30 protein-coding genes and 1 tRNA gene are annotated in these 25,959 nt (G+C 58.0%); 14 read left to right on the forward strand and 17 right to left on the reverse strand.

Annotated features, from left to right (window positions below; translation table 11 throughout):
* The 9 genes from ACA065_RS03695 to sctU are packed head-to-tail and all read left to right on the forward strand — an operon-like array spanning position 1 to position 6,927.
* Positions 1-894 (forward strand): FHA domain-containing protein, encoded by an 894-nt coding sequence (locus tag ACA065_RS03695; protein WP_497693364.1) that lies wholly within the window; start codon positions 1-3, stop codon positions 892-894.
* On the forward strand, positions 891-2,249 hold the full coding sequence (locus ACA065_RS03700; RefSeq protein WP_497693365.1) for a FliI/YscN family ATPase: 1,359 nt from the start codon (positions 891-893) through the stop codon (positions 2,247-2,249). The genes ACA065_RS03695 and ACA065_RS03700 overlap by 4 nt, the downstream gene beginning before the upstream one ends.
* Positions 2,236-2,673, forward strand: a complete 438-nt coding sequence (gene sctO, locus ACA065_RS03705) for a type III secretion system stalk subunit SctO (protein ID WP_497693366.1) — start codon at positions 2,236-2,238, stop codon at positions 2,671-2,673. Before ACA065_RS03700 ends, sctO begins: the two co-directional genes overlap by 14 nt.
* Positions 2,645-3,103, forward strand: a complete 459-nt coding sequence (locus ACA065_RS03710; RefSeq protein ID WP_497693367.1) for a type III secretion system HrpP C-terminal domain-containing protein — start codon at positions 2,645-2,647, stop codon at positions 3,101-3,103. Before sctO ends, ACA065_RS03710 begins: the two co-directional genes overlap by 29 nt.
* Positions 3,100-4,113, forward strand: coding sequence for a FliM/FliN family flagellar motor switch protein (locus ACA065_RS03715; RefSeq protein ID WP_497693368.1), 1,014 nt, complete (start codon positions 3,100-3,102; stop codon positions 4,111-4,113). The genes ACA065_RS03710 and ACA065_RS03715 overlap by 4 nt, the downstream gene beginning before the upstream one ends.
* Positions 4,110-4,763, forward strand: a complete 654-nt coding sequence (gene sctR / locus ACA065_RS03720; protein ID WP_497693369.1) for a type III secretion system export apparatus subunit SctR — start codon at positions 4,110-4,112, stop codon at positions 4,761-4,763. The genes ACA065_RS03715 and sctR overlap by 4 nt, the downstream gene beginning before the upstream one ends.
* A 7-nt stretch (positions 4,764-4,770) precedes the next feature.
* Positions 4,771-5,034 (forward strand): type III secretion system export apparatus subunit SctS, encoded by a 264-nt coding sequence (sctS, locus tag ACA065_RS03725; protein ID WP_497693370.1) that lies wholly within the window; start codon positions 4,771-4,773, stop codon positions 5,032-5,034.
* Between the two features lie 10 nt (positions 5,035-5,044).
* On the forward strand, positions 5,045-5,833 hold the full coding sequence (gene sctT / locus ACA065_RS03730) for a type III secretion system export apparatus subunit SctT (protein ID WP_497693371.1): 789 nt from the start codon (positions 5,045-5,047) through the stop codon (positions 5,831-5,833).
* Positions 5,830-6,927 carry a type III secretion system export apparatus subunit SctU gene (gene sctU, locus ACA065_RS03735; protein ID WP_497693372.1) on the forward strand — a complete coding sequence of 366 codons (1,098 nt, stop codon included), beginning with the start codon at positions 5,830-5,832 and terminating at the stop codon, positions 6,925-6,927. Before sctT ends, sctU begins: the two co-directional genes overlap by 4 nt.
* A 104-nt stretch (positions 6,928-7,031) precedes the next feature.
* Here the strand turns inward: sctU and hrpT are convergent, their stop codons facing one another.
* From hrpT to ACA065_RS03820, 17 genes are all read right to left on the reverse strand, one after another.
* Positions 7,032-7,235, reverse strand: a complete 204-nt coding sequence (hrpT, locus tag ACA065_RS03740; RefSeq protein ID WP_497693373.1) for an HrpT family type III secretion system protein — start codon at positions 7,233-7,235, stop codon at positions 7,032-7,034.
* The gene (sctC, locus tag ACA065_RS03745) at positions 7,232-9,358 is read right to left on the reverse strand and encodes a type III secretion system outer membrane ring subunit SctC (RefSeq protein WP_497693374.1); all 2,127 of its coding nucleotides are present in this window, start codon (positions 9,356-9,358) and stop codon (positions 7,232-7,234) included. The genes hrpT and sctC overlap by 4 nt, the downstream gene beginning before the upstream one ends.
* Positions 9,359-9,747: 389 nt before the next feature.
* Positions 9,748-9,981, reverse strand: coding sequence for a hypothetical protein (locus ACA065_RS03750; RefSeq protein ID WP_497693375.1), 234 nt, complete (start codon positions 9,979-9,981; stop codon positions 9,748-9,750).
* Between the two features lie 98 nt (positions 9,982-10,079).
* Positions 10,080-10,670 carry a type III secretion system stator protein SctL gene (gene sctL / locus ACA065_RS03755; RefSeq protein ID WP_497693376.1) on the reverse strand — a complete coding sequence of 197 codons (591 nt, stop codon included), beginning with the start codon at positions 10,668-10,670 and terminating at the stop codon, positions 10,080-10,082.
* Positions 10,654-11,229 (reverse strand): type III secretion protein, encoded by a 576-nt coding sequence (locus tag ACA065_RS03760; protein WP_497693377.1) that lies wholly within the window; start codon positions 11,227-11,229, stop codon positions 10,654-10,656. Before ACA065_RS03760 ends, sctL begins: the two co-directional genes overlap by 17 nt.
* On the reverse strand, positions 11,226-12,008 hold the full coding sequence (sctJ, locus tag ACA065_RS03765) for a type III secretion system inner membrane ring lipoprotein SctJ (RefSeq protein ID WP_497693378.1): 783 nt from the start codon (positions 12,006-12,008) through the stop codon (positions 11,226-11,228). Before sctJ ends, ACA065_RS03760 begins: the two co-directional genes overlap by 4 nt.
* A gap of 3 nt (positions 12,009-12,011) precedes the next feature.
* The gene (locus ACA065_RS03770) at positions 12,012-12,368 is read right to left on the reverse strand and encodes a hypothetical protein (protein WP_497693379.1); all 357 of its coding nucleotides are present in this window, start codon (positions 12,366-12,368) and stop codon (positions 12,012-12,014) included.
* Between the two features lie 86 nt (positions 12,369-12,454).
* On the reverse strand, positions 12,455-12,607 hold the full coding sequence (locus ACA065_RS03775; protein WP_497693380.1) for a hypothetical protein: 153 nt from the start codon (positions 12,605-12,607) through the stop codon (positions 12,455-12,457).
* A gap of 213 nt (positions 12,608-12,820) precedes the next feature.
* Positions 12,821-13,744 (reverse strand): sigma 54-interacting transcriptional regulator, encoded by a 924-nt coding sequence (locus ACA065_RS03780; RefSeq protein WP_497693381.1) that lies wholly within the window; start codon positions 13,742-13,744, stop codon positions 12,821-12,823.
* 292 nt (positions 13,745-14,036) lie between these two features.
* Positions 14,037-15,137: a redox-regulated ATPase YchF gene (gene ychF / locus ACA065_RS03785; protein ID WP_497693382.1), complete on the reverse strand. Its 1,101-nt coding sequence runs from the start codon at positions 15,135-15,137 to the stop codon at positions 14,037-14,039.
* 21 nt (positions 15,138-15,158) lie between these two features.
* The gene (gene pth, locus ACA065_RS03790) at positions 15,159-15,743 is read right to left on the reverse strand and encodes an aminoacyl-tRNA hydrolase (protein WP_497693383.1); all 585 of its coding nucleotides are present in this window, start codon (positions 15,741-15,743) and stop codon (positions 15,159-15,161) included.
* Between the two features lie 168 nt (positions 15,744-15,911).
* Positions 15,912-16,511 (reverse strand): 50S ribosomal protein L25/general stress protein Ctc, encoded by a 600-nt coding sequence (locus ACA065_RS03795; protein WP_497693384.1) that lies wholly within the window; start codon positions 16,509-16,511, stop codon positions 15,912-15,914.
* A gap of 139 nt (positions 16,512-16,650) precedes the next feature.
* Entirely contained in the window at positions 16,651-17,592 is a 942-nt protein-coding gene (locus ACA065_RS03800; protein ID WP_003208392.1) for a ribose-phosphate pyrophosphokinase, read from the reverse strand.
* Between the two features lie 46 nt (positions 17,593-17,638).
* Positions 17,639-17,713 (reverse strand) — tRNA-Gln (locus ACA065_RS03805).
* Positions 17,714-17,749: 36 nt separating this feature from the next.
* Positions 17,750-18,553, reverse strand: a complete 804-nt coding sequence (gene ispE / locus ACA065_RS03810) for a 4-(cytidine 5'-diphospho)-2-C-methyl-D-erythritol kinase (protein WP_497695294.1) — start codon at positions 18,551-18,553, stop codon at positions 17,750-17,752.
* Between the two features lie 58 nt (positions 18,554-18,611).
* Positions 18,612-19,229 carry a lipoprotein insertase outer membrane protein LolB gene (gene lolB, locus ACA065_RS03815; RefSeq protein WP_497693385.1) on the reverse strand — a complete coding sequence of 206 codons (618 nt, stop codon included), beginning with the start codon at positions 19,227-19,229 and terminating at the stop codon, positions 18,612-18,614.
* A gap of 4 nt (positions 19,230-19,233) precedes the next feature.
* Positions 19,234-20,958, reverse strand: a complete 1,725-nt coding sequence (locus tag ACA065_RS03820; RefSeq protein ID WP_497693386.1) for a tetratricopeptide repeat protein — start codon at positions 20,956-20,958, stop codon at positions 19,234-19,236.
* Between the two features lie 182 nt (positions 20,959-21,140).
* Here ACA065_RS03820 and hemA point away from each other — a divergent pair, with 182 nt between their 5' ends.
* The 5 genes from hemA to murI are packed head-to-tail and all read left to right on the forward strand — an operon-like array spanning position 21,141 to position 25,876.
* Complete coding sequence (gene hemA, locus ACA065_RS03825; protein WP_497693387.1) at positions 21,141-22,430, forward strand: glutamyl-tRNA reductase; 1,290 nt, start codon at positions 21,141-21,143, stop codon at positions 22,428-22,430.
* Positions 22,427-23,509 carry a peptide chain release factor 1 gene (gene prfA, locus ACA065_RS03830; protein WP_497693388.1) on the forward strand — a complete coding sequence of 361 codons (1,083 nt, stop codon included), beginning with the start codon at positions 22,427-22,429 and terminating at the stop codon, positions 23,507-23,509. Before hemA ends, prfA begins: the two co-directional genes overlap by 4 nt.
* Entirely contained in the window at positions 23,510-24,340 is an 831-nt protein-coding gene (gene prmC / locus ACA065_RS03835; protein ID WP_497693389.1) for a peptide chain release factor N(5)-glutamine methyltransferase, read from the forward strand. It begins immediately after the preceding gene.
* Positions 24,334-25,089: a molybdopterin-synthase adenylyltransferase MoeB gene (gene moeB, locus ACA065_RS03840; protein WP_497693390.1), complete on the forward strand. Its 756-nt coding sequence runs from the start codon at positions 24,334-24,336 to the stop codon at positions 25,087-25,089. The genes prmC and moeB overlap by 7 nt, the downstream gene beginning before the upstream one ends.
* Entirely contained in the window at positions 25,082-25,876 is a 795-nt protein-coding gene (gene murI, locus ACA065_RS03845) for a glutamate racemase (RefSeq protein WP_497693391.1), read from the forward strand. The genes moeB and murI overlap by 8 nt, the downstream gene beginning before the upstream one ends.
* The last annotated feature ends 83 nt before the right edge of the window (positions 25,877-25,959 follow it).

A 25,959-nucleotide genomic window follows, 5' to 3' on the forward strand; every position in this document is an offset into this window, starting at 1 on the left:
ATGTTTGAGTTGCGGGTGCTCAATGGTCTGCGCCAGGGCGCCGCGTTGCCGCTGTTTGGTGAGCAGTGGAGCATTGGCGCTCACCCGGACGCTGACCTGATGCTCAATGATCCGGGCATCGCCGAGCAGCACGCGCGGTTGCGCTTGGTCGGCTCGAACTGGTCAGTGCAGGCCGAGGCCGGCCTGCTGCACGGTGATGAGGGACAAGTGCTGGCACAGATTGCGAGCCTGGCGCTGAACGTGCCTTTTTCAGTAGGGGCTATCAGGCTCTGTGTCACCTTGGCCGACCAACCATGGCCCGAAGCACCCGCCCCTGCGCCATCGCCGCAAGCCACTGAAGCGCCGCGGGCGCTGCCATTATCGTCGATCTCGCAGGTGCAGCAAAAACGTCTGATCAGCGTAGTGCTGGTGCTTGCGATCATCGTTGCAGTGGCGGGCATAGCCTCGACGGGAGAGCGTGAGGCCCAAGCCTCATTGATGCCTCCCGTGGTCGTCAAACACGAACTGGCCACGCCGTTTGAAGTGCGCCAGCAGTTGTTGAAGATGCTCAGTGAGCGTGAGTTGAGCCAACGGGTCAGCTTGCAAGTGATCAATGGCCAAGTCGCGCTTAACGGCGACGTTTCCCAGGACGATGTGGAGCTGGTGTCGCGCATGCTCAGCCGTTTTGGTGAGCTGTTTGACAGCGCAGTGCCGGTGATCAGCCGCGTGCGTGTACGCGACGGAGCACTGCCATTCAAGATTGTTCAAATCGTCGGCGGGCCCAACGGCCACGTCGTGCTGGAAGAGGGCAGCCGGTTGTTCGTAGGTGATGAAGTGGACGGTTTGCGTCTGGTAATGATCGACAATACCAAGGTGGTCTTCGATGGCGCGCAGCGTTATGAGGTGCGCTGGTGAACGAGGAGCTGCAGGCGCGTCTTGATGTCTGGCAGGAGCGCCAGACCCAGTCGCTGGCCAACCTGATGCCGGTGACCATGCGCGGGCGCGTCCAACGCGTCAACGGCATGTTGTTGCAGTGCCGACTGCCCAACGCGCGTATCGGTGACTTGTGCCAGGTTGAAAAATCTGCCGACGAATACATGTTGGCCGAGATCATCGGTTTCGATCAGCAGGATGCCGTACTCAGTGCCTTGGGCAATCTTGAAGGTATACGCGTGGGCGCCAGTGTGCAGCTTCTGGGGGTCTCGCATCGGGTGCGGGTCAGTGATGAGTTGTTGGGCCAGGTGCTGGATGGTTTCGGGCGGCCGATTACCGGCGTTGGCCCCAGCGCCTTCGTCGAGTCCGACAGCCCGGATGCGAGCATGGTGTTGTGTGAGGCGCCGTTGCCGACCGAACGGCCGAGGATCAATCGGGCCCTGGCCACCGGCGTGCGCTCGATCGATGGTTTGCTCACGCTTGGCGAGGGCCAGCGTGTGGGCCTGTTTGCCGGTGCCGGCTGTGGCAAGACCACCTTGCTGGCGGAGATTGCCCGTAACGTTGAGTGCGATGTGATTGTGTTCGGCCTGATCGGCGAGCGTGGCCGGGAACTGCGGGAGTTTCTCGACCATGAACTGGACGACGAATTGCGGGCCAAGGCCGTGCTGGTGTGCGCGACGTCCGACCGCTCCAGCATGGAGCGCGCCCGCGCAGCGTTCACCGCCACGGCGCTGGCTGAAGGCTATCGGCGCAAGGGCAAACGGGTGCTGCTGCTGATCGACTCCTTGACGCGTTTTGCCCGCGCGCAGCGAGAAATCGGCCTGGCGGCCGGTGAACCCCTGGGCCGCGGCGGCTTGCCGCCTTCTGTGTACAGCTTGTTACCGCGTTTGGTGGAGCGCGCCGGGTTGACCCGCGACGGCGTTATCACCGCGATCTACACCGTACTGATCGAACAGGACTCGATGAGTGACCCTGTGGCTGACGAGGTTCGCTCGTTGCTCGACGGCCATATTGTTTTGTCCCGCAAGCTGGCAGAGCGCGGCCACTACCCAGCGGTTGATGTGTTGGCCAGCCTTTCGCGGATTTTGAGCAACGTCGCCACGCCTGAGCATATCCAGGCGGGTACTGGGCTGCGCCGCCTATTGTCGGCGTATCAGCAGATCGAGCTGATGCTGAAGCTGGGCGAGTACCAGCCCGGCAGTGACGCACTGACTGACTTGGCGGTGGATAGCCGTTCGGCGGTGGATGGCTTCTTGCGCCAGGACTTGCGTGAGCCTTCACCGATGGAGGCCACCCTGGATCAACTGACGGAGCTGACCGCCTATGTTCCTTTCTGAGTTGGAAACCCTGAGGCGTCTGCGCAAACACCGGGCTGACCGGGCCGAGCGCGCATTGGGTGAGGCTAAAAGGCATCAACGGGCGTTGCAGTTGCAAGTTGAGCAGGCGCAGCAGGCCCTTGAGCAAACGCGCGTGCAGGAAGCCCAAGAATCTGCGCAGCTATTGAGCAAGCATCAAGGGCAAGTGCTCTCGTTTAAGGAACTCAAGTCGTGGAGTTCCCAGGAGCGCACGTTGTCCGCCAGTACGCAGCGCGAAGAAGCGCAGTTGCATGAATTACACGGGCAGCGGGAGCAGCAAGTGGTCCACGTCGACAGTATGCAAATAGAGGCCACCCGATATTTGCGAGAGGTTGAAAAACTCTCGGAATTATCCCAGTTACTGGTGCAGGAGAGTCATGAAACGATTACCTGTGAGCAGGTCTAACCGGCCCCGTATGCGCGAGACAAGGGACGATCGTGAGAGAGGGGTTGAGGCCGTGGTGCCCTGGGTCCATGTGCAGTTATTCACCCAAATTTTCGCCAAGGATGATGGCCAAGTTGGTTACGGTTCCCGCTTGCCCACGAAGAGTGTGGCGGCGGATAAAGTCATGCTCGAGGCATTGACGGAGCAGTTGGCGCTTCGCGTTCAGGGCGTCACGCAATGGCCGTTGCTGGCGGTGCTTTACGTGCCACGGCTGGGGCGGATCAACGCCAGTGTCCAACGGCAGCCCGGTGCCTGGAACATCGAGCTGGAAGCCGAAGAACCACGCACGGCGCTTTGGCTCGGCACAGTGAAACAACGCTATCAGGACAGGCTGGTCGAGGCGTTGGGGCAGCCTGTCGATATCCACATCAAAAGCGCGGGCCCCGCATGATCATGTCCGCTTTGACACCGCCATTGGTTGAGGGGGGAAGGGTTGCGGCGTTGCATCGGCTGGGGCGCGGGTTACGCATGCCGTTCCAAGTCGGCAATCAGCAGGGCGCATTTGTGCTCGAACCCGGTCGCGCTCCTGAAGGGGTAAGCCCTTTGTGTGTCGAGAGTGCCCTCGGTGTACTGGCGTTCTCTGAGCCCGATGCGATGTTCAGCCTGATGGGCGAATGCCCGGTAACCCTGGCAGAGGTTGGTAACGACCCGAAGTCCTGGTTCTGGGAATTGTTCCAGCATCACCTCAGCCCGCAGGTGCTGGCGTTGTTCGGTTATCTGCGCGTGCTGCCTGCGCCTGAAAAATTGGGCTTTGGTTGCCGTTTTACCGTGATGTTGGGGCCGTCCAAGGTTGCAGGTTACCTGTGGCTGGCCCCGCAAAGCTTGCTGGCGATGTGTGCGGCCGGCGCTTGGCGGTCGACGGCCAGCCCATTACCTGCATCGTTTCCGTTGGCAATAGCCGTGACTGTGGGCCGCTTGAGTTTGCCCATTGCGCAATTGCGTGGCGTACGTGCGGGTGACGTGCTGATGCTTGAACGCGCCTTTTTTGATGTACAGGGCCGTGGTCATTTGAGTATCGGCAGTCAACGGCTGCAAGGGCGTATTGACGATGAGTCCGGTTCGTTATGCCTCAACCTTATTGCCATAGAGGAAGCGTCCATGGACGAAGAATTTGTAATAGAAGAAGTCCCGGGGCCTGAATTTGATCAACCGGTGGAGGATGTCTTCGGCCGGGAGCTCTTTGATGACTTGAGTATGGCGCTGACGGTGCGCTGTGGTGTCCTGAACCTGAGCCTGGGCGAACTGCGCAATCTTGCGCCAGGTGCAGTGTTGGGTATCAGCGGTTATGGCCCGGGCATGGCCGGCCTGTATTACGGTGAGCGGCCGATTGGCCACGGGCAGTTGGTGGAAGTCGATGGACGTCTTGGCTTGCAATTGTCTCGCGTGGTGTTCTCCCGATGATATTCCAGGGCGTTGACCCGATTGTAATGGCGCTGTTTTTCGCGGCGCTGTCGTTGCTGCCGATGCTGTTGATCATTTGCACGGCGTTCTTGAAAATCGTCATTGTGCTGATGATCACCCGCAACGCCATCGGCGTTCAGCAGGTGCCTCCGAGCATGGCGATCAACGGAATAGCGCTGGCCGCTACGCTGTTTATCATGGCCCCCGTGGGTTACCAGATCGCCGAGAACCTCAAGGGTGCGCCCCTGGACATGAGCAATGTTCAGACCGTTCAAGCGACTGGCCTTGTGGCCATAGAGCCGCTGCGTGCATTTATGAAGCGCAACATCGATCCGGATGTGTTGACCCACATGCACGAAAACAGCGTGCGCTTGTGGCCACCGGAAATGGCGCAAAGCACCCAGCGCGACGACCTGATCCTGCTAATCCCCTCCTTTGTATTGTCGCAGTTGCAGGCGGGGTTCGAGATCGGCTTCCTGATCTACATTCCGTTCATCGTCATCGATTTGATTGTGTCCAACCTGCTCTTGGCGTTGGGGATGCAAATGGTCTCGCCCGCGACCATTGCCCTGCCGCTCAAATTACTGTTGTTCGTGATGGTCTCCGGATGGTCGCGGTTGCTCGACAGTCTTTTCCTTTCATACCTTTGAGTAGCCCATGGAACCGATCGTGCTTTTCAAGCAGGGCATGCTGCTGGTGGTGGTGTTGTCGGCACCGCCGCTGATCGTAGCGGTGGTCGTCGGCGTGCTGACGTCCCTGGTTCAAGCCCTGATGCAGATACAAGACCAGACGTTACCCTTTGGCATCAAGCTGGTCTCGGTGGGTATCACACTGATATTGACGGGACGCTGGATCGGCGTGGAGCTGATTCAACTGATCAACCTGATGTTCGACATGATCGCCCGCTCGGCGTTGAACTGAGGGCCTGCACGTGCTGCCTTATCTTGACTATCTGCCAAGCCTGCTGGTGGCCATGGCGAGGATCTACCCTTGTGCCATTCTGGTGCCGGCGTTCTGCTTCCAACATATACGCGGCATGCCTCGGCACGTCATCGTGATGGTCATGGCATTCATTCCGGCGCCAGGTATCCATGCTGTACTGATGGAGCAGGACTACTCCGCGCTGATGATCATCGGCCTGATATTCAAGGAGGCCGCCTTGGGCATTTTGCTGGGTGTCCTGTTGGCCATGCCTTTTTGGATGTTCGAGTCAGTCGGCGCGCTGTTGGATAACCAGCGTGGCGCCCTGGCGGGTGGTCAACTCAACCCTTCACTGGGGCCGGACGCAACGCCCATCGGGCATCTGTTCAAGCAGTTGGTGATTTACTTGCTGATTGCTGTCCTGGGTTTGAGCGTGCTTACCCAAGTGATCTGGGACAGTTATTTGATCTGGCCGGCCACGGCCTGGGTGCCGCTGCCGGCAGTCAATGGTTTCAGTACGTTCCTTGGCATACTCGGCGATACCTTTACCCACATGATGCTTTACGTTGCGCCCTTTATTGCCGTGTTGTTATTTCTGGAGTTCGGTATCGCACTCCTGGGGGTCTACAGTCAGCAATTGCAGGTGAGCACGTTGGCACCACCGCTCAAAAGCCTGGCGGGTATCGGTATTCTGTTGTTGTACTTTGCGTTGCTGCAGGACCTGATCGTCGGGCGCTTGAACCTGCTGGGTGACCTCAAGCACTCACTCGGGGTGATGTTCCAGGTCTCGGCGCCATGAGTGACTCCGGTGAAAAGAAGCACCCGGCGTCCGCCAAGAAACTGCGCGATCAACGCAAGAAAGGCCAGGTTTCCCAAAGCCAGGATGTCAGCAAGCTACTGGCGCTGACGGCCATCAGCGAGGTTGCATTGTTCACCGCCGAAACGAGCATGCAACGCTTTCAGCAACTGATGGTGTTGCCCATGTCGAGCATGGCTCAGCCCTTCACTCGAGCACTGGAAGAGGTGCTGTTTGAAGGGCTGTTGATGTTTTTCTCGTTCGCCCTGTTGATGGTTGGGATGGCCATTGCCGCGAAGCTGATCAGCAGCTGGATGCAGTTCGGGTTGCTGTTTGCGCCGGAGACCTTGAAGCTGGATTTCAATCGTCTCAACCCTCTCAAGCAGCTCAAGCAGATGTTCTCCGCTCAATCGGTCATGAATCTGTTGATGAGTATTGCCAAGGCGGTGCTGTTGGGGGTGATTTTGTATGTGGTCATCAAGCCTTCATTGGGCACATTGATTAACTTGGCCAACAGTGACCTGCAAACCTACATTCTTGCGCTGATCATCCTGTTCCGCCACTTACTGCATGCCTGCCTGGGGCTATTGCTGGTGTTGGCGCTCATTGACCTGACGATGCAAAAGCACTTCTTCGCCAAGCGCATGCGCATGACGCAGGTCGAGGTCGTCAAAGAGTACAAGGACATGGAGGGTGACCCCCATGTGAAGGGGCAACGCCGCGCGTTGGCACAGCAATTGGCCCAGGAGGAACCGAAGGTCAAACTGCCCAAGCTGGAGGAAGCCGACATGCTGGTGGTCAACCCGACACACTTTGCTGTCGCCCTGTATTACCGCCCCGGTAAGACGCCGCTGCCGATGTTGGTCAACAAAGGCACGGACGACGGGGCACGTGAATTGATTCGGCAGGCGAAGGCCGCCGAGGTTCCGGTGATTCAGTGTGTATGGCTGGCCCGCACGCTTTACACGAAAAAACTGGGCGCAAGCATCCCCCGCGAAACCTTGCAGGCGGTGGCGCTGATCTATCGCACATTGCGTGAGCTTGATGATGAAGCCAAGCGCGAAACCCTGGAGTTGCCGGAGCTTGAGCAGCGCTGATCGGTGCCAGGTGTATACCGCAAGCAAGAACGGGTGAGCAGCAATGCTGCTCACCCGTTAGCCCAGGAACACCTGGTGTTGATCGTTGACAGGTAACTGAAAAATCAGCGTTCCAGCGAGATCGTTTGGTAGTCCGCGCGTTCCCCGGAGGGCCCTGGCTCGACGCGCATCTGCGGCGGCCACCAGATCACCATTTTATCCTTGGTCGCTTGCGGGCGTGAGCAGGAGTCGCCTTTGCAGGTGGGGCTGCAGCCGGCGATGAGCAGCACGGTGCTGATCAGGGTGAGGCACAACAAACGGCGTTTCATGGCTTGGCCTTTTGAGCAGGAGTGATCAAGGAGGGACGCGGCACGCCGATGTGTTCATCCTTCACCACCGGACGCATGGCGATAAATACCTCGGCTTCTTCACCCGGTTTGAGCCACGCACGCGGCCACACGGTGACGGCCAGGGTTTGCGAATTGCTGCACTCCTTTTCGTCGATCCGCACAGTGCGCTTGAACTGATTACGCAGCACTATCACAGCCACATTAAACTGCGGGCCGGCATACCACTGGCTGCGATCGGTGTTCATTGCCAGTAGATCGCGGGTGTTGCACAAGGTGCCCAGGCCCAGTGGCATGGGGGCCGCCTTGAATGCCAGCGGAACCTCCCCGCTGACGAGATGCGCCAGGGTGCTGGTGATGTCACTGCGTTTGATGACCGGCTCGTGTGCGGCATAACGCCTGGCCAGTGGCTTGAGTGCGGCTTGCAGCTCTACCTGATCGTCCTGCGGCAAATAACGTGAAGGGTCAGCTTGGTCACCGATCACGCGTGGGGTCAGGATAAACAGGCGCTCGCGGCGATTGTTCAGGCGTTCGGTGGAGGAGAACAACGCCTTGCCCAACAGCGGTATATCGCCGAGCAGGGGAATCTTGTTGCGCTTGTCGGTGCTTTCGGTGACATGGAACCCACCGATCACCAGCGAGCGTTGTTCCGCCATGACCGCCTGGGTACTGACATTGCCCCGGCGTACATCCGGACCTTTGCGATCAGGGTTGGACTCGTCGAAGTTTCCGTCCTCGATATCGACCATCAGGTGAACCTGATGAGTGCCGCGGGTGGTAATTACCCTTGGCACCACCTGTAGGCTGGTGCCGACAGTGATGGGCAAGACGGTCGCGATCTCCGTGCCTGCCGTCAGGTATTGAGTGCGGGCGAAATCAATCACCGACGGCTGGTTTTCAAGAGTAAGGACCGACGGGTTGGACACCATGGTTGCCAGGCCGCGTTGCTCCAGTGCGCGTATCTTGGCAAAGAAGCGGTCGCGGTTTGTGATCGACAGCTGCGATGAGCTCCCAGGCGCTATTCTCGCGTCGCTACTGAAGTGACTGTTGCCCCAGTTGACCCCGAATTCGCGCAATTGGGTGCGCTCTATATCGAGGATGATTGCGTCGATCTCCACCATTTTTCGCGCCACATCGAGCTGGTTAATCAGCTCGCGGTACATCGTCTGGCGTTCCGGGAGGTCATAGATGAGTACGGCGTTGTTGCGCACATCGGCTTCGACGCGAACTCTGCCGGCAGACACAGGCGCCCGGGGGGTAAGCGTCGCGCCAGTGGCTAACTGCCCCGAGTCCGCTGCCTGGCCGAGCATTTGCCCCAGCATCGGGTTGTTCAACCGGGGAAAGTTGGGTGTGATGGGAGAAGGCTGTGAACGGCTTGGGGGCGTTGTCGAAAGGGATGAAGTTGACCGAGGCTCCAACAACCCACGCAGCATGCTGGCAACGCCTGGGATGGTGATTTTTTCGCCGCGATAATCGATCTGGCGATCCCCCGCGTTGGCGAATTTCAGCGGGTAGCTGAGCACGCTCTGCTTTTCGTCGGGCGACTTACGTTGGCTACTGAATTGCTTGATCTGGTCGATGTAGCGCTTGGGGCCAGAGACCAGCACAACTCCATCATCAGGCAGTTCACCCCAGCCGAAACGGCTGTCGAGCAAGCCGATGTCGGTCAGGGCCCGCTTGAGGTCGGCGACGGTCTCGGCAGAGACTTCCAGGCGCGCGGACTCTTGCAGGTCGAGGGTGCTGATATAAAGGGTGTTGTTGTACAAGTACCACTGGAAACGGTGTTCTACCGCCAGCCTGTCGAGCATCGACTGTGGGGTATTGGCGCGTATCTTGCCATTGACGGTTCCGTCCAGGAGGCCATCCACTTGCAGTTGGGTGCCAAACGTCTGAGCAAAATCCTCCAATACATCGCGTAGGGGCTTATGTTCGGCTTCATAGGCGTAGGCGGTATTTTTCCACTCGGAGGGAATGGCGGCAAGGGTGCTGTGCAGCGGCGCCAACAACAAGGGCAGCGCGAGCAAACAGCGCCAATGAGCGCGTTTTACCAGGGCGGCAGGCGAGTTTATGCGCAAGCCGGAGTGCTTGTTGATCTTGCTATACATGACAAGTTCTCTGTTTCAGTGCGGTAGCTTACGTAGGGGAGTGGGCTGCAAATCGCACCCAGCTTTAGTCAGGCGCGCAGTTACGCCACGCAAGGCTTTGCGTCGGTTGAAAGGGCTTCCAAGGCATTCAACAGGTACTCCTGCCTGAAGTTTCGTGGCGGGCATTACACAGGCCAGAAGTAGCCAGGGCGTGGCGCTAAGGCAAGTGCTCCTTGGACATGCGCCAGGCTGGGTCGACCGAAATGACACCAAGGCTGCAGCGGAGTTCTTTGGTTTGGATGGTGTAGTTGGCTGCGCAGCAATGCACGTCGACGTTGACATCCTGTTCGACCATCTGAAAGCGCTGTTTGCAACCGCTCAAACAGTCAGCCAGATAGTGCTGCGAGGCGCTAAACGACATTTATGGCACTTTTGATAACTGCGTGCTCGTAGTTGATGAGGGACGAGGTCACCGTATAGCTGACACCATCGTTGATCCTCTCTTGCAACATATTTTCGAAGAACATTGAGAGCTCTTCTTCGTCCATGCCGTTTGAAATATCTTCTTTGATTTGCTTGGAGGCTGCATCGGAACGGGCTTGCTGCCTGTAGAGACTGTCAAGAAAGCGGGCGTCACTATTCATTGCATTAACTCCAGTTGGGGTTCTACTCCTATGTGGCGCCCGATGGATGACCAGTTCCCTGCACGGATTAATTTGTTAAAAAAAAACTAAAAGCGTTGTTACTTGTTCCGACCTTCGGGGGGGATGATCACCAGGTTGTTGACGGCATCAGTCCAGTTGATGTGAAACCCACCATCTTCTGTTTCAAGAATCAGCGACCTGGCGGCGAGCCCGTTCTCGACGCGCAGTGCCCATGGCACATCACAGTGCCTGCTCAGCCATTGCTCGACATGTTCGCGGTCCAACGGGTTACACAGTAAGTTCGCCTCCACAGTCGGGAGTTGGGCAGTCAACAGCTTATTGAGCAGTACCGTAAGGCGTTGAGCGGGTACGGTCTCTTCCAGCAAACTTTGGATAGCCGTGTTGATGACTGCGCTGGCAGCAGTTTCCAATTGGTCGAACATCGCTTGTCGTTCCGACTCCCAGCGATGAAGTTGGGCATTGGCGCGCTGCCAGAACTCATTGCTTGCACTTTCCAGTATTTTCTCGCACTGGCTTTCGGCTTGACGTATGAGCGCCTGTGCTTGGGTTTCGGCTTGTTCAAGGATTTGATGGGCCTGGGTATATTCGGCAAGCATTTCCCGAGGAATCAGGGCTGTCGACAGGTCGTGAGAGCGGGCGTGCAGCTCGACTTTATGGGTGCAAAACATGGTTGGATATCTCGCTGGAGGCGCGCAGCGCGTCATCTATGGAGGTAGAAGTTGCACGCCAAATAGCGGCTTGCCACAGAATGTCCAGGCGGCCTTGAGCGCCCCCCAGCTTTGGGGACTGCTCCAATTCAAGCACCCTATGGTGAGCAAAACTCAAGCGCAGCCGCTGCCATAGAGCGGGTGTGACCCACGCACGCAGATAGTGCAAGGGGTCGTCGATGCTCTGCGGTGTTGGGCCTGGTGGCAGAGCCTTGGCCAAGCGCTGGCACCAAAGAAGCTGTTCTTGACTCAATCGACTGTTGTTCGATGCGTTGTATACCTCATTGACGAGGGCGAGTATGAGGTCTCGTTGTTGCGAGCTTGTCAGCACCAGTTGCAGCAAGGCCGCAGACATGAGCGGGGGAAGTTCAGGTTTGATGCCGAACAGGTTGCTCGCCCGGACATGATGGCTGCGAGAGAGCGCTGCTGTTTCCACAAACCCCGTTAGCGTAAGCCAGTCGATGTGGGCGCTCTCCCATGGGCAGGCCCACCATTTGACCCAGCTAAGCTCATCACTCATGTAACGTGTGCCAGCTCAGGCTTGGGTGCCGAAGCGAGCCCCTTCCTGCGGCGCCAGACCAGCCAGGCACCGGTACCCAACAAGAGAGCGAGCAGAGGCGCAAAAATGCTGATAAACCAGATACCGAGGTCTTTTTCCGGCACCAGGAAAGGGCCGAAATAGGCAAGCTGTTGTTTTTCTATGTAGGCCGCGGCCGGTACGAACACGACGGTCAGCTTTGTTGTGTTGTCTATAGCCGAGGCCATGCCGGGGATGCTGCTGGCCACCAACCTGCGTACTCGCGCATTGATATTGTCAGGGTCCAGTCGCGGGTCGTGCTTGATGAATATAGAGGCGGATGCAGGCTGTACGGGCTCTCCTGGTGCTATCCGCTCAGGCAATACCACGTGCACCCGAGCGACGAGTACACCGTCTATATTGGATAAGGTCGCTTCCAGCTCCTGTGACAGTGCATAGATGTAGCGCGCGCGCTCTTCAAGTGGGGTAGAGATGACCCCTTCTTTGCGAAAGATCTCCCCTAACGTCGAGCGTGCAACCTTGGGCAGCCCAGCGGCGTCCAGGGTACGAACGGCTCGATTGATGTCACTTGCTTTGACGCGGACAGCGACGCCGTCTTTTCCCGGAATCTTTTGGGCACGGATCTGTTTGTCAGCCAGTTCCGCGATGACTTCATTGGCTTCCTGTTCGGAAATATTGCGATGCAGTTCTACACTTTCACCGCAGCCGGTGAGCAACAGCGCCAATGACAAAAATATGAGGGTGCTTAGGCGGCGGTACATGCACTACCCCATGCTTGAAATTTTGTCGCAGGCTTTTGCGATTGCGCCAACTACCTTGACTTGTGCGATCACATTGACATGCGATTCCACCAGCAATTGGGGGAGCACGTTCATACGCTGATTCTTGCTAGCGTCCCGAAGCCCTTTGGAGAGACGTTTCGACGTTTCCGTCGAATCACCGAGGCCCCAGGCTGAATCGGTAGAGGCTACGACGCGTGGGCTTCTTTTATCGGGCTGATCAGGCTTGTTCAATTCGGCCAGGAAAAAATTGACTTCAGAAGAGCGATAACTTTCAGCAGGTGTATCCGACCCTGTGTTGATCTTTCCGTTCGTTATGAGGTCTTTGGGGGGGATGAACATATTTACCTCTATCGACAGTATCGAGTGGGGTGAGCCATGTTAAGTAAAAGCCCCCTCGACGTGAAAGTTGAGAAGGCTTGATCTACTTAGTATTGAATTTTTTTGCAAAGGGCTATTTTTGCGTTGAACTTAGTGAGTTCCGTATCTTCCTTTGTGTTTTCTACGCCTTCCGCCATCTTTTGCTGTGTGGTTGCTTGTACTGCTCCGGTTTGTGCGGAACCCATAACGCCGTTAGCCATAATTACACCTCGTGAGCTTTAAATAAGATTGAGTAGCGGCTGATCGCTATCGTTGTATTATGAGCAATATTGAAATTGCTCACCGACTATGTGGCATACAAGACAAGAAGCGTTCCAATTTTCACGGAGGAGGGTTGTGTATAATTATTTCATCATGTTTTTTCTACCTCATTACGTAACAGTAGGCAATTTTCGGCGATACGTCCAAGTGCTTTATGCCAGCTGTACATCGAGCTGTTTCATTCGGTAATAGAGCGTACGCTTGGCGACCTTCAGCTCAACTGCCACGCTGTCTACACAGTGGTCGTTGCGGCGCAGCGACTCTTCAATCAGGGCTTTTTCAATTTGCTGCAGGCGTGCCTTCAGGCTCGTTTCCTGGGCATGCGGGTTGAAAATCGGGGTGGGAAGCGGTGGCAGGCCCAAGACGAACCGCTTGGCTGAAGAGCGCAATTCGCGGATATTGCCTTGCCAGGAATGACATAGTAATTGCTGCAGCAATTCACCGGGCGGCGTCGGAGCAGGGCATTTGAAGAGCTCGGCTTCTTGCTGGATCATCCCCAGGAATAACGGAATGATCCGCTCTCGTCGGTCTCGCAGGGCGGGAAGTTGGAAGCTGACGACATTCAGGCGAAAGTATAAGTCACGACGGAAGGTGCCTTGCTCGACCATTTCAAGCAATGACTGCTGGGCCGACGCAATAACACGCATATCCACAGGGATGAATCGGGTTGAGCCCAGGCGCTCCACGCCCCGCGTCTCCAGTACGCGCAGCAGCTTGGCTTGCATGCTCAATGGCATGCTGTCGATCTCATCGAGATACAGGGTGCCCAAGTGAGCGGCTTCGACAACGCCGGCCCGCGATTGCAGTGCGCCTGTATACGCGCCGCTGTTGACACCGAACAACTGGCTTTCTGCGAGACTTTCCGGGATGGCTGCGCAGTTCACGGCAACAAAGTTACCTCGCCGCTCCGATAGACTATGTATGCGTTGGGCCAAGGTATCTTTGCCTGTGCCGGTTTCGCCCAATAGCAGTATGTCAATGCTCAGAGACGCTGTGCTAATGAGCGTACTTTCAATTTCCGGGCTTTCTATCAATGAGCTATCTGTTTCATTTTCCCAGAGAGGGGCGGCCGGCATCGAAAGGGTGCTCCATTATTACTTTGCGCTATTGAGAAAAGAGTCAGCAGGCGCGGTTCAGTAGAATGGAAAGCATAAGGTTTTTCTTCCCGCATTAAAGTAGGAGCTTGCGCCAGCGGTGTAGGATAAGTTAGATGGCTGCAGGTTTATTTCTGTTGACGGGGAGTCAGTAGGGGGAATCTTAAAATCAAAGGTATCTATAAGTTTGTTGGCAGTATGTGTAAGTGTTGCCCACAAAAAAGCCGATGCATTGCATCGGCTTTTTATTTGCGACGTAAACCGCAGATAATGCTTACACGTTAAAACGGAAGTGCATTACATCACCATCCTTAACGATGTATTCCTTGCCTTCCAAGCGCCACTTACCGGCTTCCTTGGTACCGGCTTCGCCCTTGTACTGGATGAAGTCGTTGTAGGCGATGACTTCGGCGCGGATAAAGCCTTTTTCGAAGTCGGTGTGGATCACGCCGGCAGCCTGTGGCGCGGTGGCGCCGACTTTGACGGTCCACGCGCGGACTTCTTCGACACCGGCGGTGAAGTAAGTCTGCAGGTGCAGCATTTCGTAGCCGGCGCGGATCACGCGGTTCAAGCCAGGCTCTTCCAGGCCCAGGGCCTCGAGGAACATGTCTTTCTCTTCGCCGTCATCCAGCTCGGCAATTTCGGCTTCGATCTTGTTGCACACCGGCACCACGATCGCGCCTTCTTCCTCAGCGATGGCCCTGACCACGTCGAGCAATGGGTTGTTCTCGAAGCCGTCTTCAGCGACGTTGGCGATGTACATGACCGGCTTGGTGGTCAGCAGGTGGAAGCCTTTGATCACCGCTTTCTCGTCGGTGTTCATGCTCTTCATCAGGCTGCGTGCGGGCTTGCCCAAGGTGAAGTGAGCGATCAATTGCTCCAGCAGGCCTTTCTGGACCACGGCATCCTTGTCGCCGCCCTTGGCGTTACGCGCGACTTTCTGCAATTGCTTTTCGCAGCTGTCGAGGTCGGCGAAGATCAGTTCCAGGTCGATGATCTCGATATCGCGTTTCGGGTCGACGCTGTTGGAAACGTGAATCACGTTCTCGTCTTCAAAGCAGCGGACCACGTGGGCGATGGCATCGGTTTCGCGGATGTTGGCCAAAAACTTGTTGCCCAGGCCTTCACCTTTCGACGCGCCGGCCACGAGGCCTGCGATATCGACGAATTCCATGGTGGTCGGCAGGATGCGCTTAGGGTTAACGATAGCCGCCAACTCTTGCAGGCGCGGGTCCGGCATGGCCACGATGCCGCTGTTGGGTTCGATGGTGCAGAAGGGGAAGTTCTCCGCCGCAATACCGGATTTGGTCAAGGCGTTGAACAGGGTGGATTTGCCGACGTTGGGCAGGCCGACGATGCCGCAATTGAATCCCATGGTGTTTCCCCTCGGTAAGAGTCAGGCCTTCTGGCTGTGCAGGTTTTTCATCGCACGGTTCCATTCACCGGCGAAGATATCCGGCAGCACGCCGAGGGCAAAGTCGATGCTGGCATCGAGTTTTTCCTGTTCGGCGTGTGGCGCACGACCCAGGACGAAATTTGAAACCATACTGGCAACGCCTGGGTGGCCAATGCCGAGCCGCAGACGGTAAAAATTATTCTGATTACCCAACTGCGCGATGATGTCGCGCAGGCCGTTGTGCCCGCCATGCCCGCCGCCCAGCTTGAGCTTGGCAACACCGGGTGGCAGGTCCAGTTCGTCATGGGCCACCAGGATTTCTTCGGGTTTGATCCGGAAGAACCCCGCAAGCGCCGCGACAGCCTGGCCGCTACGGTTCATGTAGGTAGTGGGAATCAGCAGACGAACATCCTGACCTTGATGCGAGAAGCGCCCGGTCAGGCCAAAATATTTGCGATCGGCCACAAGGTTTACACCTTGGGCGTGGGCGATACGCTCAACAAAAAGGGCCCCCGCGTTATGCCGGGTCTGTTCGTATTCGGCGCCTGGATTTCCCAGGCCAACGATCAGTTTAATGGCAGTCACGACAGGGGCCCTTCCTTTGGAGTTGTGGATAACATCGCCGCAACCTGCGTGCGGCGAAAGTGGACAACAAAAGATCATTTACTCAAGAGTAAACGCCGCGTTATCGCCCGCTTTCTCGCTACGTTTCGGTCCGCGATGTTTCCTCAAGCTCCGGCAATACAGAGTGAATTACTCTGCAGCGCCTTCTTCAGCTTCTGGTGCAACGCGTGGAGCGTGAACGTTTGCAACAGCTTTGTCATCACCGTGAGCCAGTGCGACAAACTCAACGCCTTTAGGGGCTTTGAGGTCGGACAGGTGGATGATGTCGCCGATTTCAGCAGCCGACAGGTCGACTTCGATGAACTCAGGCAGGTCTTTCGGCAGGCAGGTCACTTCGATCTCGGCAACAACGTGCGAGATTTCGCCGCCTTTCTTGACCGGAGCAGCTTCGCCAACGAAGTGCACAGGCACGATAGCGGTCAGTTTCTGACCGGCTACTACGCGAACGAAGTCAGCGTGCAGCACGTGGCCTTTAGCTGGGTGACGTTGCAGTGCCTTGATGATGACGTTCTGCTTGGAACCACCAACGTTCAGCTCGATGATGTGGCTGTAAGCCGCGTCGTTTTCGAGCAGTTTGGCGATTTCTTTAGCCAGCATGCTGATGGATTCAGGGGCTTTTTCGCCACCGTAAACTACAGCTGGAACCAGGCTTGCGAGACGACGCAGGCGGCGGCTCGCACCTTTCCCCAGGTCGGAACGCAGTTCAGCATTCAAAGTAAAATCGTTCATGTTGTATCTCCAAAATAACCACATTCGCCCCAGCGTTTGCGACCAGCGCTAAAGGCGATATGGGCAAAAAAGCCCCGCCCCAACAGTATGTTGGGGCGGGGCGCTTTTCGTCAGTGGGATGTTTCGTAAGGTTTGACCCTTAACGGAACATCGCGCTGATCGATTCTTCGTTGCTGATGCGGCGAACCGCTTCGGCAACTACCGGTGCGATATCCAGTTGACGGATACGCGAACAGGCTTGAGCAGCAGCGGACAACGGGATGGTGTTAGTCACCACCAGTTCGTCCAGCATGGAGTTCTCGATGTTCTCGATCGCTCGGCCCGACAGCACAGGGTGTGTGCAGTAGGCGAAGACTTTTGCTGCACCGTGCTCTTTCAAGGCTTTTGCCGCGTGGCACAGGGTGCCGGCGGTGTCGACCATGTCATCAACCAGAATACAGGTACGCCCTTCGACATCACCAATGATATGCATCACTTCAGAGTGATTAGCTTTTTCACGGCGTTTGTCGATGATCCCGAGGTCCACGCCCAGGGATTTGGCAACGGCCCGTGCACGCACGACGCCACCAATGTCCGGGGACACGATCATCAGGTTTTCAAAGCGCTGGTCTTCGATGTCATCCACCAATACTGGGGAGCCGTAGATGTTATCTACTGGAATATCGAAGAACCCCTGAATTTGGTCAGCGTGCAGGTCAACCGTGAGAACACGGTCGATGCCTACCACGGTCAGCATGTCAGCCACGACTTTCGCGCTGATAGCCACACGTGCGGAACGCGGACGGCGATCCTGACGGGCATAACCAAAGTAAGGGATTACAGCTGTGATTCGAGTCGCTGAGGAGCGGCGGAAGGCATCAGCCATCACGACGAGTTCCATCAGGTTATCGTTGGTCGGAGCGCAAGTCGGCTGAATAATGAAGACGTCTTTACCGCGGACGTTTTCATTGATCTCGGCTGTAATTTCGCCGTCGGAGAATTTACCGACAGAGATGTCACCGAGAGGGATATGCAGCTGACGTACGACACGTCGAGCCAGATCGGGGTTGGCGTTCCCCGTAAAGACCATCATCTTGGACACGCGCAGTACCTAGAGGCTGAGGGTAACCTGGATGAGTATTAGAAAATGGCAGGGGCGGCTGGATTCGAACCAACGCATGGCAGGATCAAAACCTGCTGCCTTACCGCTTGGCGACGCCCCTGTATCTGTTGCAACGAGTACCCAGTACTCGGTTCCTTTAGAGCAGACTTTGCAGCTTGCGATGCAACATCGAAACGTTGCTTCCCTTTGCTACAAACCCTGTAAGGGTCTCTGTAAGAAGGGCCGAGACTTTATCAGCTTCAGCTTTGCTTGGGAAGCCCCCAAACACACAACTTCCAGTTCCGGTTAATTTTGCTTCGGTAAATTTACCTAACAAATTCAAAGCGTTACGTACTTCTGGATAACGCCTTGCTACAACCGGTAAGCAGTCATTTCGACTGTTTCCCTTGGGAACGGGGCGCACTTTAATGGGAGGAGAGTTACGTGTCAACAGTGGATCTGAAAAAATTTCTGCTGTACTTACAGATACTTGCGGAACAAGCACGACATACCACGGCTCTTCGGGGTATTCCGGGGTGAGTTTCTCGCCCACGCCCTCGGCAAAAGCCGCGTGCCCGCGCACGAAAACCGGGACGTCGGCGCCCAGTGTCAGGCCCAGCGTGGCCAGGCGATCGTGGTCCCAACCCAGTTGCCACAAATGATTGAGACCGAGCAGCGTAGTCGCGGCATTTGAGCTGCCGCCACCGATGCCGCCGCCCATGGGCAGGATTTTATCGATCCAGATGTCGATGCCGAGTGGGCAGCCGGAGTGTTCCTGAAGTTTTTTTGCAGCCTTCACAATCAGATTGCTGTCGTGGGGCACACCTTCGAATTCGGTATGCAGTTGGATCACGCCATCGTCGCGCACGGCGAAGGTCAGTTCATCGCCGTAGTCGAGAAATTGAAACAGCGTCTGCAGCTCGTGGTAGCCGTCTTCACGGCGCCCCAGAATGTGCAGCATCAAATTGAGTTTGGCCGGGGAGGGCAGGACTAATTCCCGCTTTTCTAAAACAGACACGTTATTGCCCCAGCTTGCGCGGTTGCCAGTCCTTGATCACCAGCGTGACGTCAAGGTCGGTGCCGTGCAGTTTGATGCGTTCGGGCAACCAATAACCGCTTTGTTGCACGTAGCTGAGGTACTCGACCTGCCAGCCATCTTGCTCAAGAGTGGCCAGGCGGCTGTCGCCATTGAGGCTCAGGCGGCTTTTGCTGTCCGGCGCGGGCAAGCCGCGTACCCACCAGACCAGGTGCGAAACGGGCAGCTTCCAGCCCATTTGCTGTTCCAGCAATTCTTCCGGCGTCGCCGCTTCATAGCGGCCCTGGTTGGCCACTTCCAGGCTGACTTGCCCCGGTCGACCGGTCAGGCGTGCTGCGCCTCGGCCGAGTGGGCCGGACAGACGAATGTCGTAATAATCCTGGCGTTGCAGCCAGAACAAGGTGCCGCTGCCGGAATCTTTCGGCGCACGCACCCCGACTTTACCTTCGATCTGCCAGCCATCGATGCTGCTGAGCTGGTCCTTGTGCTGTTTCCACTGCGCCGGGTTGCCCTGGCCTTCAACGGATTCGCGGCTGCCTATGCCCGCGCAACCGGCGAGCAAGGCGATGAGGCTGAAAACAATAACGTGGCGCAAGAACATAAGCTTAAAGGGTCTCGGAACCGGTCAGGCGCTTGATGGTGCCGCGCAGGATGGGGCTTTCGGGTTGTTCCTTAAGGAACTTCTCCCAGATTTGTCGTGCTTCGCGCTGTTTGCCATTGGCCCAGAGCACTTCGCCCAGGTGAGCGGCCACTTCCTGGTCAGGGAAGCGTTCCAATGCCTGACGCAGCAAGCGTTCGGCTTCGTCCAGGTTACCCAGGCGGTAATTCACCCAGCCCAGGCTGTCGAGCACGGCCGGGTCTTCCGGGTTGAGCTTGTGGGCTTGTTCGATCAGCACCTTGGCTTCGGCGTAGCGTGTAGTACGGTCGGACAAGGTGTAGCCCAGGGCGTTCAGCGCCATGGCGTTGTCCGGGTCGCGCTTGATGATCAGGCGCAGGTCTTTTTCCATCTGCGCCAGGTCATTGCGTTTTTCCGCCTGCATGGCGCGGGTGTACAGCAGGTTCAAATCGTCGGGGTATTGCAGCAACGCTTGTTGCAGCAATTTCCAGGCGCGTTCGCCCTGCTTGTTGGCCGACAAGGTTTCGGCCTGGATAAGGTACAGCTGGATCGCGTAGTCCGGTTCGGCATCGCGCGCCGCAGCCAGGCGTTTTTCCGCCTCGTCGGTGCGGCCGTTGCTCATCAGGATGTCAGCTTGGCGCAATTGGGCCGGCAGGTAGTCATTGCCGGGGCCGACCTGGGCGTATTCCAGCAGAGCGGCCTGCGGGTCGTTGCGTTCTTCAGCGATACGGCCCAGGTTCAGGTGCGCCGAATCCACATGGCTGTCGCGCTGGATCAGCTCTTCCAGGTAACCCTTGGCCTCGTCCCAGGCCTTGGCTTCCAGGCACACCAGTGCCAGGGAATAGCGCAATTCGTCGTCGTCCGGGTATTGCTGCACCAGGTTGGCGAACTGCACTTTGGCGTCCTCCATACGGTCCTGCTCAACCAGCGTGCGCGCATAGGTCAGGCGCAGGCGCTTGTCGTCCGGATACTTCTTGATGCTTTTTTCCAGCAGCGGAACCGCTTCCTTGCCGCGATTGAGGTTCTGCAGCAGGCGGGCACGCAGCAGAATCGGCGCGATCTCGCCGTCTTCCGGCGGGTTCTGTTCCAGCAGCTTCAGTGCGGCGTCGGCCTCATCATCCTGTTGCAGCAGCAACGCCTTGCCGAAAATCAGCTGGCTGTTCTTGGGGTGTTTTTGCAGCAGGCGGTCGAAACTCTTCATCAAGCCATTGCGCGTGTCCTGGTCGGTGTCGGCAGCCGACAGCGCGAGGAAGTCGAAATGCGTGTCGCCCTTGCCCTGCAGGACTTTCTCCATATAGACCATGGAGTCGTCATAGCGCCCCGCACGCGCCAGTTGAATGGCCGCTGCCCGCTGCGCTTCCAGGTCGTCCGGCGCGTTTTTCGCCCAGATCAGCGAGGTGTCCAGCGCGGCCTGGTCAGCGCCCAGGTATTCGGCGATGCGAAATGCACGCTCCGAAATGCCCGGGTCCTGGGTATTGATGGCCTGGGTCACGTAGTTATCCAGGGCAATATCGAAACGATTGCGCTGGCCGGCGAGTTCCGCGGTCAGCAGGCTGTAGATCGTTTCTTCATTGAACGAGGAGTAAACCTTGGGCTTTTCAGGGGCTGGGGTGCTGTCTTCGACCGGCGGCGTACCGTCCGGCGACACGGGTGCCAAGGCCTGGCAGCCGCTGAGGAAGACAAAAGCAAGGAGCAACGCGGAAGATCTATTCATATAGGAAGAGGACGACTAACCTGCGGTCGGATCATCATGACACAAGCCTTCGGCCAAACATAACCGAGTCTCAGTTGGCGCCTTTATAGGCATAAGCTACTAGGACAATAGACGACGGTGGTTGTTCTGGATCTTTCGAAGTAGGACAATTGTCGGCTTCCCGACATCATCAGCGATATTGAATGGCCTTCCTCGCACTCGGTATTAACCACAAGACTGCTTCCGTAGACGTGCGCGAGCGCGTGGCGTTTACGCCAGAGCAGTTGGTTGAGGCCTTGCAGCAGCTCTGCCGGCTCACCGACAGCCGCGAAGCTGCGATCCTTTCGACCTGCAATCGCAGTGAGCTTTATATAGAGCAGGAACATCTTTGCGCGGATGTCGTACTGCGCTGGCTGGCCGATTATCACCATTTGGACCTCGATGACCTGCGCGCCAGTGCCTATGTGCACGAAGAGGATGCGGCAGTTCGTCACATGATGCGCGTCGCCTCGGGGCTCGATTCGCTGGTGTTGGGCGAGCCGCAGATCCTGGGGCAGATGAAATCCGCCTACGCCGTGGCGCGTGAGGCCGGCACCGTGGGGCCGCTGCTGGGCCGGCTGTTCCAGGCCACCTTCAATTCCGCCAAGCAGGTGCGCACCGACACCGCCATCGGTGAAAACCCGGTGTCCGTGGCGTTTGCCGCCGTCAGCCTGGCCAAACAGATTTTCAGCGACTTGCAGCGCAGCCAGGCCCTGCTGATCGGTGCCGGCGAAACCATCACCCTGGTTGCCCGCCACCTGCACGAGCTGGGTGTTAAGCGTATTGTGGTCGCCAACCGCACGCTGGAGCGCGCGAGCATTCTGGCCGAGCAGTTCGGCGCCCACGCCGTGCTGCTGTCGGATATCCCGGCCGAACTGGTGCGCAGTGATATCGTCATCAGCTCCACCGCCAGCCAGTTGCCGATCCTCGGCAAGGGCGCGGTCGAGAGCGCGCTGAAGCTGCGCAAGCACAAGCCGATCTTCATGGTGGATATCGCCGTTCCGCGCGATATCGAGCCGGAAGTCGGCGAGTTGGACGACGTTTACCTCTATAGCGTCGATGATTTGCACGAAGTGGTCGCCGAAAACCTCAAGAGTCGCCAGGGCGCAGCCCAGGCCGCCGAAGAAATGGTCAGCGTCGGCGCCGAAGACTTTATGGTGCGCCTGCGTGAACTGGCGGCGGTCGACGTGCTCAAGGCGTATCGTCAGCAGGGCGAACGTCTGCGCGACGAGGAGTTGATCAAGGCCCAGCGGATGCTGGCCAACGGCAGCGGCGCCGAAGAGGTGTTGATGCAACTGGCGCGTGGTTTGACCAACAAGTTGCTCCACGCCCCCAGCGTTCAGTTGAAAAAGCTTACCGCCGAAGGCCGCCTCGATGCGCTGGCCATGGCCCAGGAACTCTTTGCCCTCGGTGAGGGCGCGTCAGATAGCTCTTCGGATAAAAAACCGCAATGAAAGCGTCACTGCTCAATAAACTGGACGTGCTCCAGGACCGTTTCGAAGAACTGACCGCCTTGCTCGGCGACGGCGAGGTCATTGCCGATCAGACCAAATTTCGCGCTTATTCCAAGGAATACGCCGAAGTTGAGCCGATTGTGGCCACCTACAAGCACCTGACCAAGGTGCAGGCCGACCTCGAGGGCGCCCAGGCGCTGCTCAAGGACAGCGACCCGGACATGCGTGAAATGGCCGTGGAAGAAGTCCGCGAGGCCAAAGAGAAATTGGCTGAGCTGGAAGGCGACCTGCAGCGCATGTTGCTGCCCAAAGACCCTAACGACGGGCGCAATGTGTTCCTCGAAATTCGCGCCGGCACTGGTGGCGACGAGGCGGCGATCTTCTCCGGCGACCTGTTCCGCATGTACTCGCGTTTTGCCGAACGGCGTGGCTGGCGTGTCGAGATTCTGTCCGAGAACATCGGTGAACACGGCGGCTATAAAGAAGTCATCGCCCGGGTGGAAGGCGACAACGTCTACGGCAAGCTCAAATTCGAATCCGGCGCACACCGCGTGCAGCGGGTTCCGGCGACTGAATCCCAGGGCCGTATCCACACTTCGGCGTGCACCGTGGCGGTGCTGCCCGAGCCGGACGAGCAGGAAGCCATCGAGATCAACCCGGCGGACTTGCGTGTCGACACCTACCGCTCATCGGGCGCTGGTGGCCAGCACGTCAACAAGACCGACTCGGCGATCCGTATCACGCACTTGCCCTCGGGCATTGTGGTTGAGTGTCAGGAAGAACGTTCCCAGCACAAAAACCGTGCGCGGGCCATGTCCTGGCTGTCGGCCAAGCTCAACGACCAGCAGACCAGCGCCGCCGCCAACGCGATTGCCAGCGAGCGCAAGTTGCTGGTGGGCTCCGGCGACCGTTCCGAACGCATCCGTACTTACAATTTTGCCCAGGGCCGGGTCACCGACCACCGGGTCAACCTCACGCTGTATTCCCTCGACGAGATTCTCGCCGGCGGCGTTGATGCAGTGATCGAGCCCTTGCTCGCCGAATACCAGGCCGATCAATTGGCGGCGATAGGTGAATAAATGACCATCATTGCCAGCCTATTGCGCGCAGCCGACCTGCCCGACTCGCCCACCGCGCGTCTGGATGTGGAACTGTTGCTGGCCGCTGCCTTGGGCAAATCGCGCAGTTACCTGCACACCTGGCCGGAAAAAATCGTCAGCAGCGAAGCGGCGCTGACCTTTGCCGGCTACCTGCAACGTCGCCGTGGCGGTGAGCCGGTGGCGTATATCCTCGGCCAGCAAGGCTTCTGGAAGCTGGACCTGGAGGTCGCGCCTCACACGCTGATACCGCGTCCGGAAACCGAGTTGCTGGTGGAAGCCGCACTGGAACTGCTGCCGGCCACGCCCGCCAAAGTCCTCGACCTGGGCACCGGCAGCGGGGCTATCGCCCTGGCCCTGGCCAGCGAGCGCCCAGCCTGGCAGGTGACTGCGGTCGACCGTGTGTTGGAAGCGGTGGCCTTGGCCGAGCGCAACCGCCAGCGCTTGCACCTGAAGAACGCCACGGTCCTGAACAGCCATTGGTTCAGCGCCCTGCAAGATCACACCTTCGACCTGATCATCAGCAACCCGCCGTACATTGCCGACAATGACCCGCATCTGGTGGCGGGCGATGTGCGCTTTGAACCCGCCAGCGCCCTGGTGGCGGGCCATGATGGTCTGGACGACTTGCGGTTGATCATCGCCCAATCCCCGGCCCACTTGAACGCCGGCGGTTGGCTGTTGCTTGAACACGGTTACGATCAGGCCTCAGCCGTGCGTGACCTGTTGCTGAGCGAGGGCTTTGAAGACGTGCACAGCCGCATCGACCTCGGCGGCCATGAGCGCATCACTCTGGGACGCCGGCCGTGCTGACCGATCAGGAGCTGTTGCGCTATAGCCGACAGATTCTGTTGCAACATGTCGACATCGAAGGCCAGTTGCGCCTGAAAAATGCTCGCGCACTGATCGTCGGCCTGGGTGGCCTGGGCGCGCCCGTCGCGCTTTACCTGGCCGCGGCCGGTGTCGGTGAGTTGCATCTGGCCGACTTCGACACCGTTGACCTGACCAACCTGCAACGCCAGATCATCCACGACACCGACAGCGTCGGGCAGACCAAGGTCGATTCGGCCATGCGCCGGCTGGCTGCCATCAACCCTGACGTGAAGTTGCTCGCCCATCGCACGGCGTTGGATGCGGACTCGCTGGCGGCAGCGGTGGCGGCGGTGGACGTGGTGCTCGATTGCAGCGACAACTTCTCCACCCGTGAAGCCGTCAACGCCGCCTGCTTCGCCGCCGCCAAGCCACTGGTGAGCGGCGCCGCGATTCGTCTTGAGGGTCAGCTGTCGGTGTTTGACCCGCGCCGCGCCGACAGCCCGTGTTACCACTGTTTATACGGGCATGGCAGCGACACCGAATTGACCTGCAGCGAAGCCGGCGTCGTCGGCCCGCTGGTAGGGGTGGTCGGCAGCCTGCAAGCGCTGGAAGCTTTGAAGTTGCTGGCGGGCTTCGGTGAGCCATTGGTCGGCCGCTTGTTGTTGATCGATGCATTGACCACGCGCTTTCGCGAATTACGTGTCAAGCGCGACCCCGGCTGCAGTGTCTGCGGGACGCAGCATGGTTAAGAGTGCGCCCATCGGGGTGTTCGATTCCGGTATTGGCGGCCTGACCGTGCTGGACGAAATCCAACAGTTACTGCCCCATGAGTCACTGCTGTACGTCGCTGACGGCGGAAATATTCCCTACGGCGAGAAAACCCCGGCGTTCATTCTTGAGCGCTCCCGGCGCGTCGCCGAGTTTTTCCGCGAGCAAGGCGCCAAGGCGTTTGTGATTGCCTGTAACACTGCGACCGTCGCTGCCGTCGCCGATTTGCGCCAGGACTATCCCGACTGGCCACTTGTGGGTATGGAGCCCGCCGTCAAACCTGCGGCCGCCGCTACTCGCAGTGGCGTGGTCGGCGTACTCGCCACCACCGGCACCCTGCAAAGCGCCAAATTTGCCGCCTTGCTCGACCGTTTCGCTACCGACGTGCGCGTCATTACCCAGCCGTGCCCCGGCCTGGTGGAACTGATTGAAACCGGCGACCTTGGCAGCCCTGCGTTGCGCCAGATGTTGCAAGGCTATGTCGATCCGCTGCTCAACGCGGGCTGCGACACGATTATTCTCGGCTGCACCCACTACCCCTTCCTCAAGCCACTTCTGGCACAGATGCTTACCCCAAGCATTGTCCTGATTGACACCGGCGCAGCCGTGGCTCGCCAGCTCAAGCGTTTATTGAACGAGCGCGATCTGTTGGCCGCAGGCAACCCTGAACCTACCCAGTTCTGGACCAGCGGTGACGTCGATCACTTAAGAAATATCCTACCGACTCTATGGAAGTATCCCGGAGTTGTGCGAAGCTTCGACGCGTGAAAAATTCGTGAAATAGCGCGGATAGAAGCTGAACTTCTGCCTATTCGTCGCCTTCTATAGCGAGTTAGCCTGTACAAAACCAT

The sequence above is a fragment of the Pseudomonas sp. LBUM1640 genome (assembly GCF_059716225.1).

Excerpts from the sequence above, each read along its gene's own strand:
- ACA065_RS03695 (WP_497693364.1), top strand. The coding sequence starts at position 1 with ATGTTTGAGTTGCGGGTGCTCAATGGTCTGCGCCAGGGCGCCGCGTTG.
- sctO (WP_497693366.1), top strand. The coding sequence starts at position 2,236 with ATGTTCCTTTCTGAGTTGGAAACCCTGAGGCGTCTGCGCAAACACCGG.
- ACA065_RS03710 (WP_497693367.1), top strand. The coding sequence starts at position 2,645 with ATGAAACGATTACCTGTGAGCAGGTCTAACCGGCCCCGTATGCGCGAG.
- ACA065_RS03715 (WP_497693368.1), top strand. The coding sequence starts at position 3,100 with ATGATCATGTCCGCTTTGACACCGCCATTGGTTGAGGGGGGAAGGGTT.
- sctR (WP_497693369.1), top strand. The coding sequence starts at position 4,110 with ATGATATTCCAGGGCGTTGACCCGATTGTAATGGCGCTGTTTTTCGCG.
- sctS (WP_497693370.1), top strand. The coding sequence starts at position 4,771 with ATGGAACCGATCGTGCTTTTCAAGCAGGGCATGCTGCTGGTGGTGGTG.
- sctU (WP_497693372.1), top strand. The coding sequence starts at position 5,830 with ATGAGTGACTCCGGTGAAAAGAAGCACCCGGCGTCCGCCAAGAAACTG.
- hrpT (WP_497693373.1), bottom strand. The coding sequence starts at position 7,235 with ATGAAACGCCGTTTGTTGTGCCTCACCCTGATCAGCACCGTGCTGCTC.
- sctC (WP_497693374.1), bottom strand. The coding sequence starts at position 9,358 with ATGTATAGCAAGATCAACAAGCACTCCGGCTTGCGCATAAACTCGCCT.
- ACA065_RS03750 (WP_497693375.1), bottom strand. The coding sequence starts at position 9,981 with ATGAATAGTGACGCCCGCTTTCTTGACAGTCTCTACAGGCAGCAAGCC.
- sctL (WP_497693376.1), bottom strand. The coding sequence starts at position 10,670 with ATGTTTTGCACCCATAAAGTCGAGCTGCACGCCCGCTCTCACGACCTG.
- ACA065_RS03760 (WP_497693377.1), bottom strand. The coding sequence starts at position 11,229 with ATGAGTGATGAGCTTAGCTGGGTCAAATGGTGGGCCTGCCCATGGGAG.
- sctJ (WP_497693378.1), bottom strand. The coding sequence starts at position 12,008 with ATGTACCGCCGCCTAAGCACCCTCATATTTTTGTCATTGGCGCTGTTG.
- ACA065_RS03770 (WP_497693379.1), bottom strand. The coding sequence starts at position 12,368 with ATGTTCATCCCCCCCAAAGACCTCATAACGAACGGAAAGATCAACACA.
- ACA065_RS03775 (WP_497693380.1), bottom strand. The coding sequence starts at position 12,607 with ATGGCTAACGGCGTTATGGGTTCCGCACAAACCGGAGCAGTACAAGCA.
- ACA065_RS03780 (WP_497693381.1), bottom strand. The coding sequence starts at position 13,744 with ATGCCGGCCGCCCCTCTCTGGGAAAATGAAACAGATAGCTCATTGATA.
- ychF (WP_497693382.1), bottom strand. The coding sequence starts at position 15,137 with ATGGGATTCAATTGCGGCATCGTCGGCCTGCCCAACGTCGGCAAATCC.
- ACA065_RS03795 (WP_497693384.1), bottom strand. The coding sequence starts at position 16,511 with ATGAACGATTTTACTTTGAATGCTGAACTGCGTTCCGACCTGGGGAAA.
- ispE (WP_497695294.1), bottom strand. The coding sequence starts at position 18,553 with ATGCTGCACATTCTGGGGCGCCGTGAAGACGGCTACCACGAGCTGCAG.
- lolB (WP_497693385.1), bottom strand. The coding sequence starts at position 19,229 with ATGTTCTTGCGCCACGTTATTGTTTTCAGCCTCATCGCCTTGCTCGCC.
- ACA065_RS03820 (WP_497693386.1), bottom strand. The coding sequence starts at position 20,958 with ATGAATAGATCTTCCGCGTTGCTCCTTGCTTTTGTCTTCCTCAGCGGC.
- hemA (WP_497693387.1), top strand. The coding sequence starts at position 21,141 with ATGGCCTTCCTCGCACTCGGTATTAACCACAAGACTGCTTCCGTAGAC.
- prfA (WP_497693388.1), top strand. The coding sequence starts at position 22,427 with ATGAAAGCGTCACTGCTCAATAAACTGGACGTGCTCCAGGACCGTTTC.
- prmC (WP_497693389.1), top strand. The coding sequence starts at position 23,510 with ATGACCATCATTGCCAGCCTATTGCGCGCAGCCGACCTGCCCGACTCG.
- murI (WP_497693391.1), top strand. The coding sequence starts at position 25,082 with ATGGTTAAGAGTGCGCCCATCGGGGTGTTCGATTCCGGTATTGGCGGC.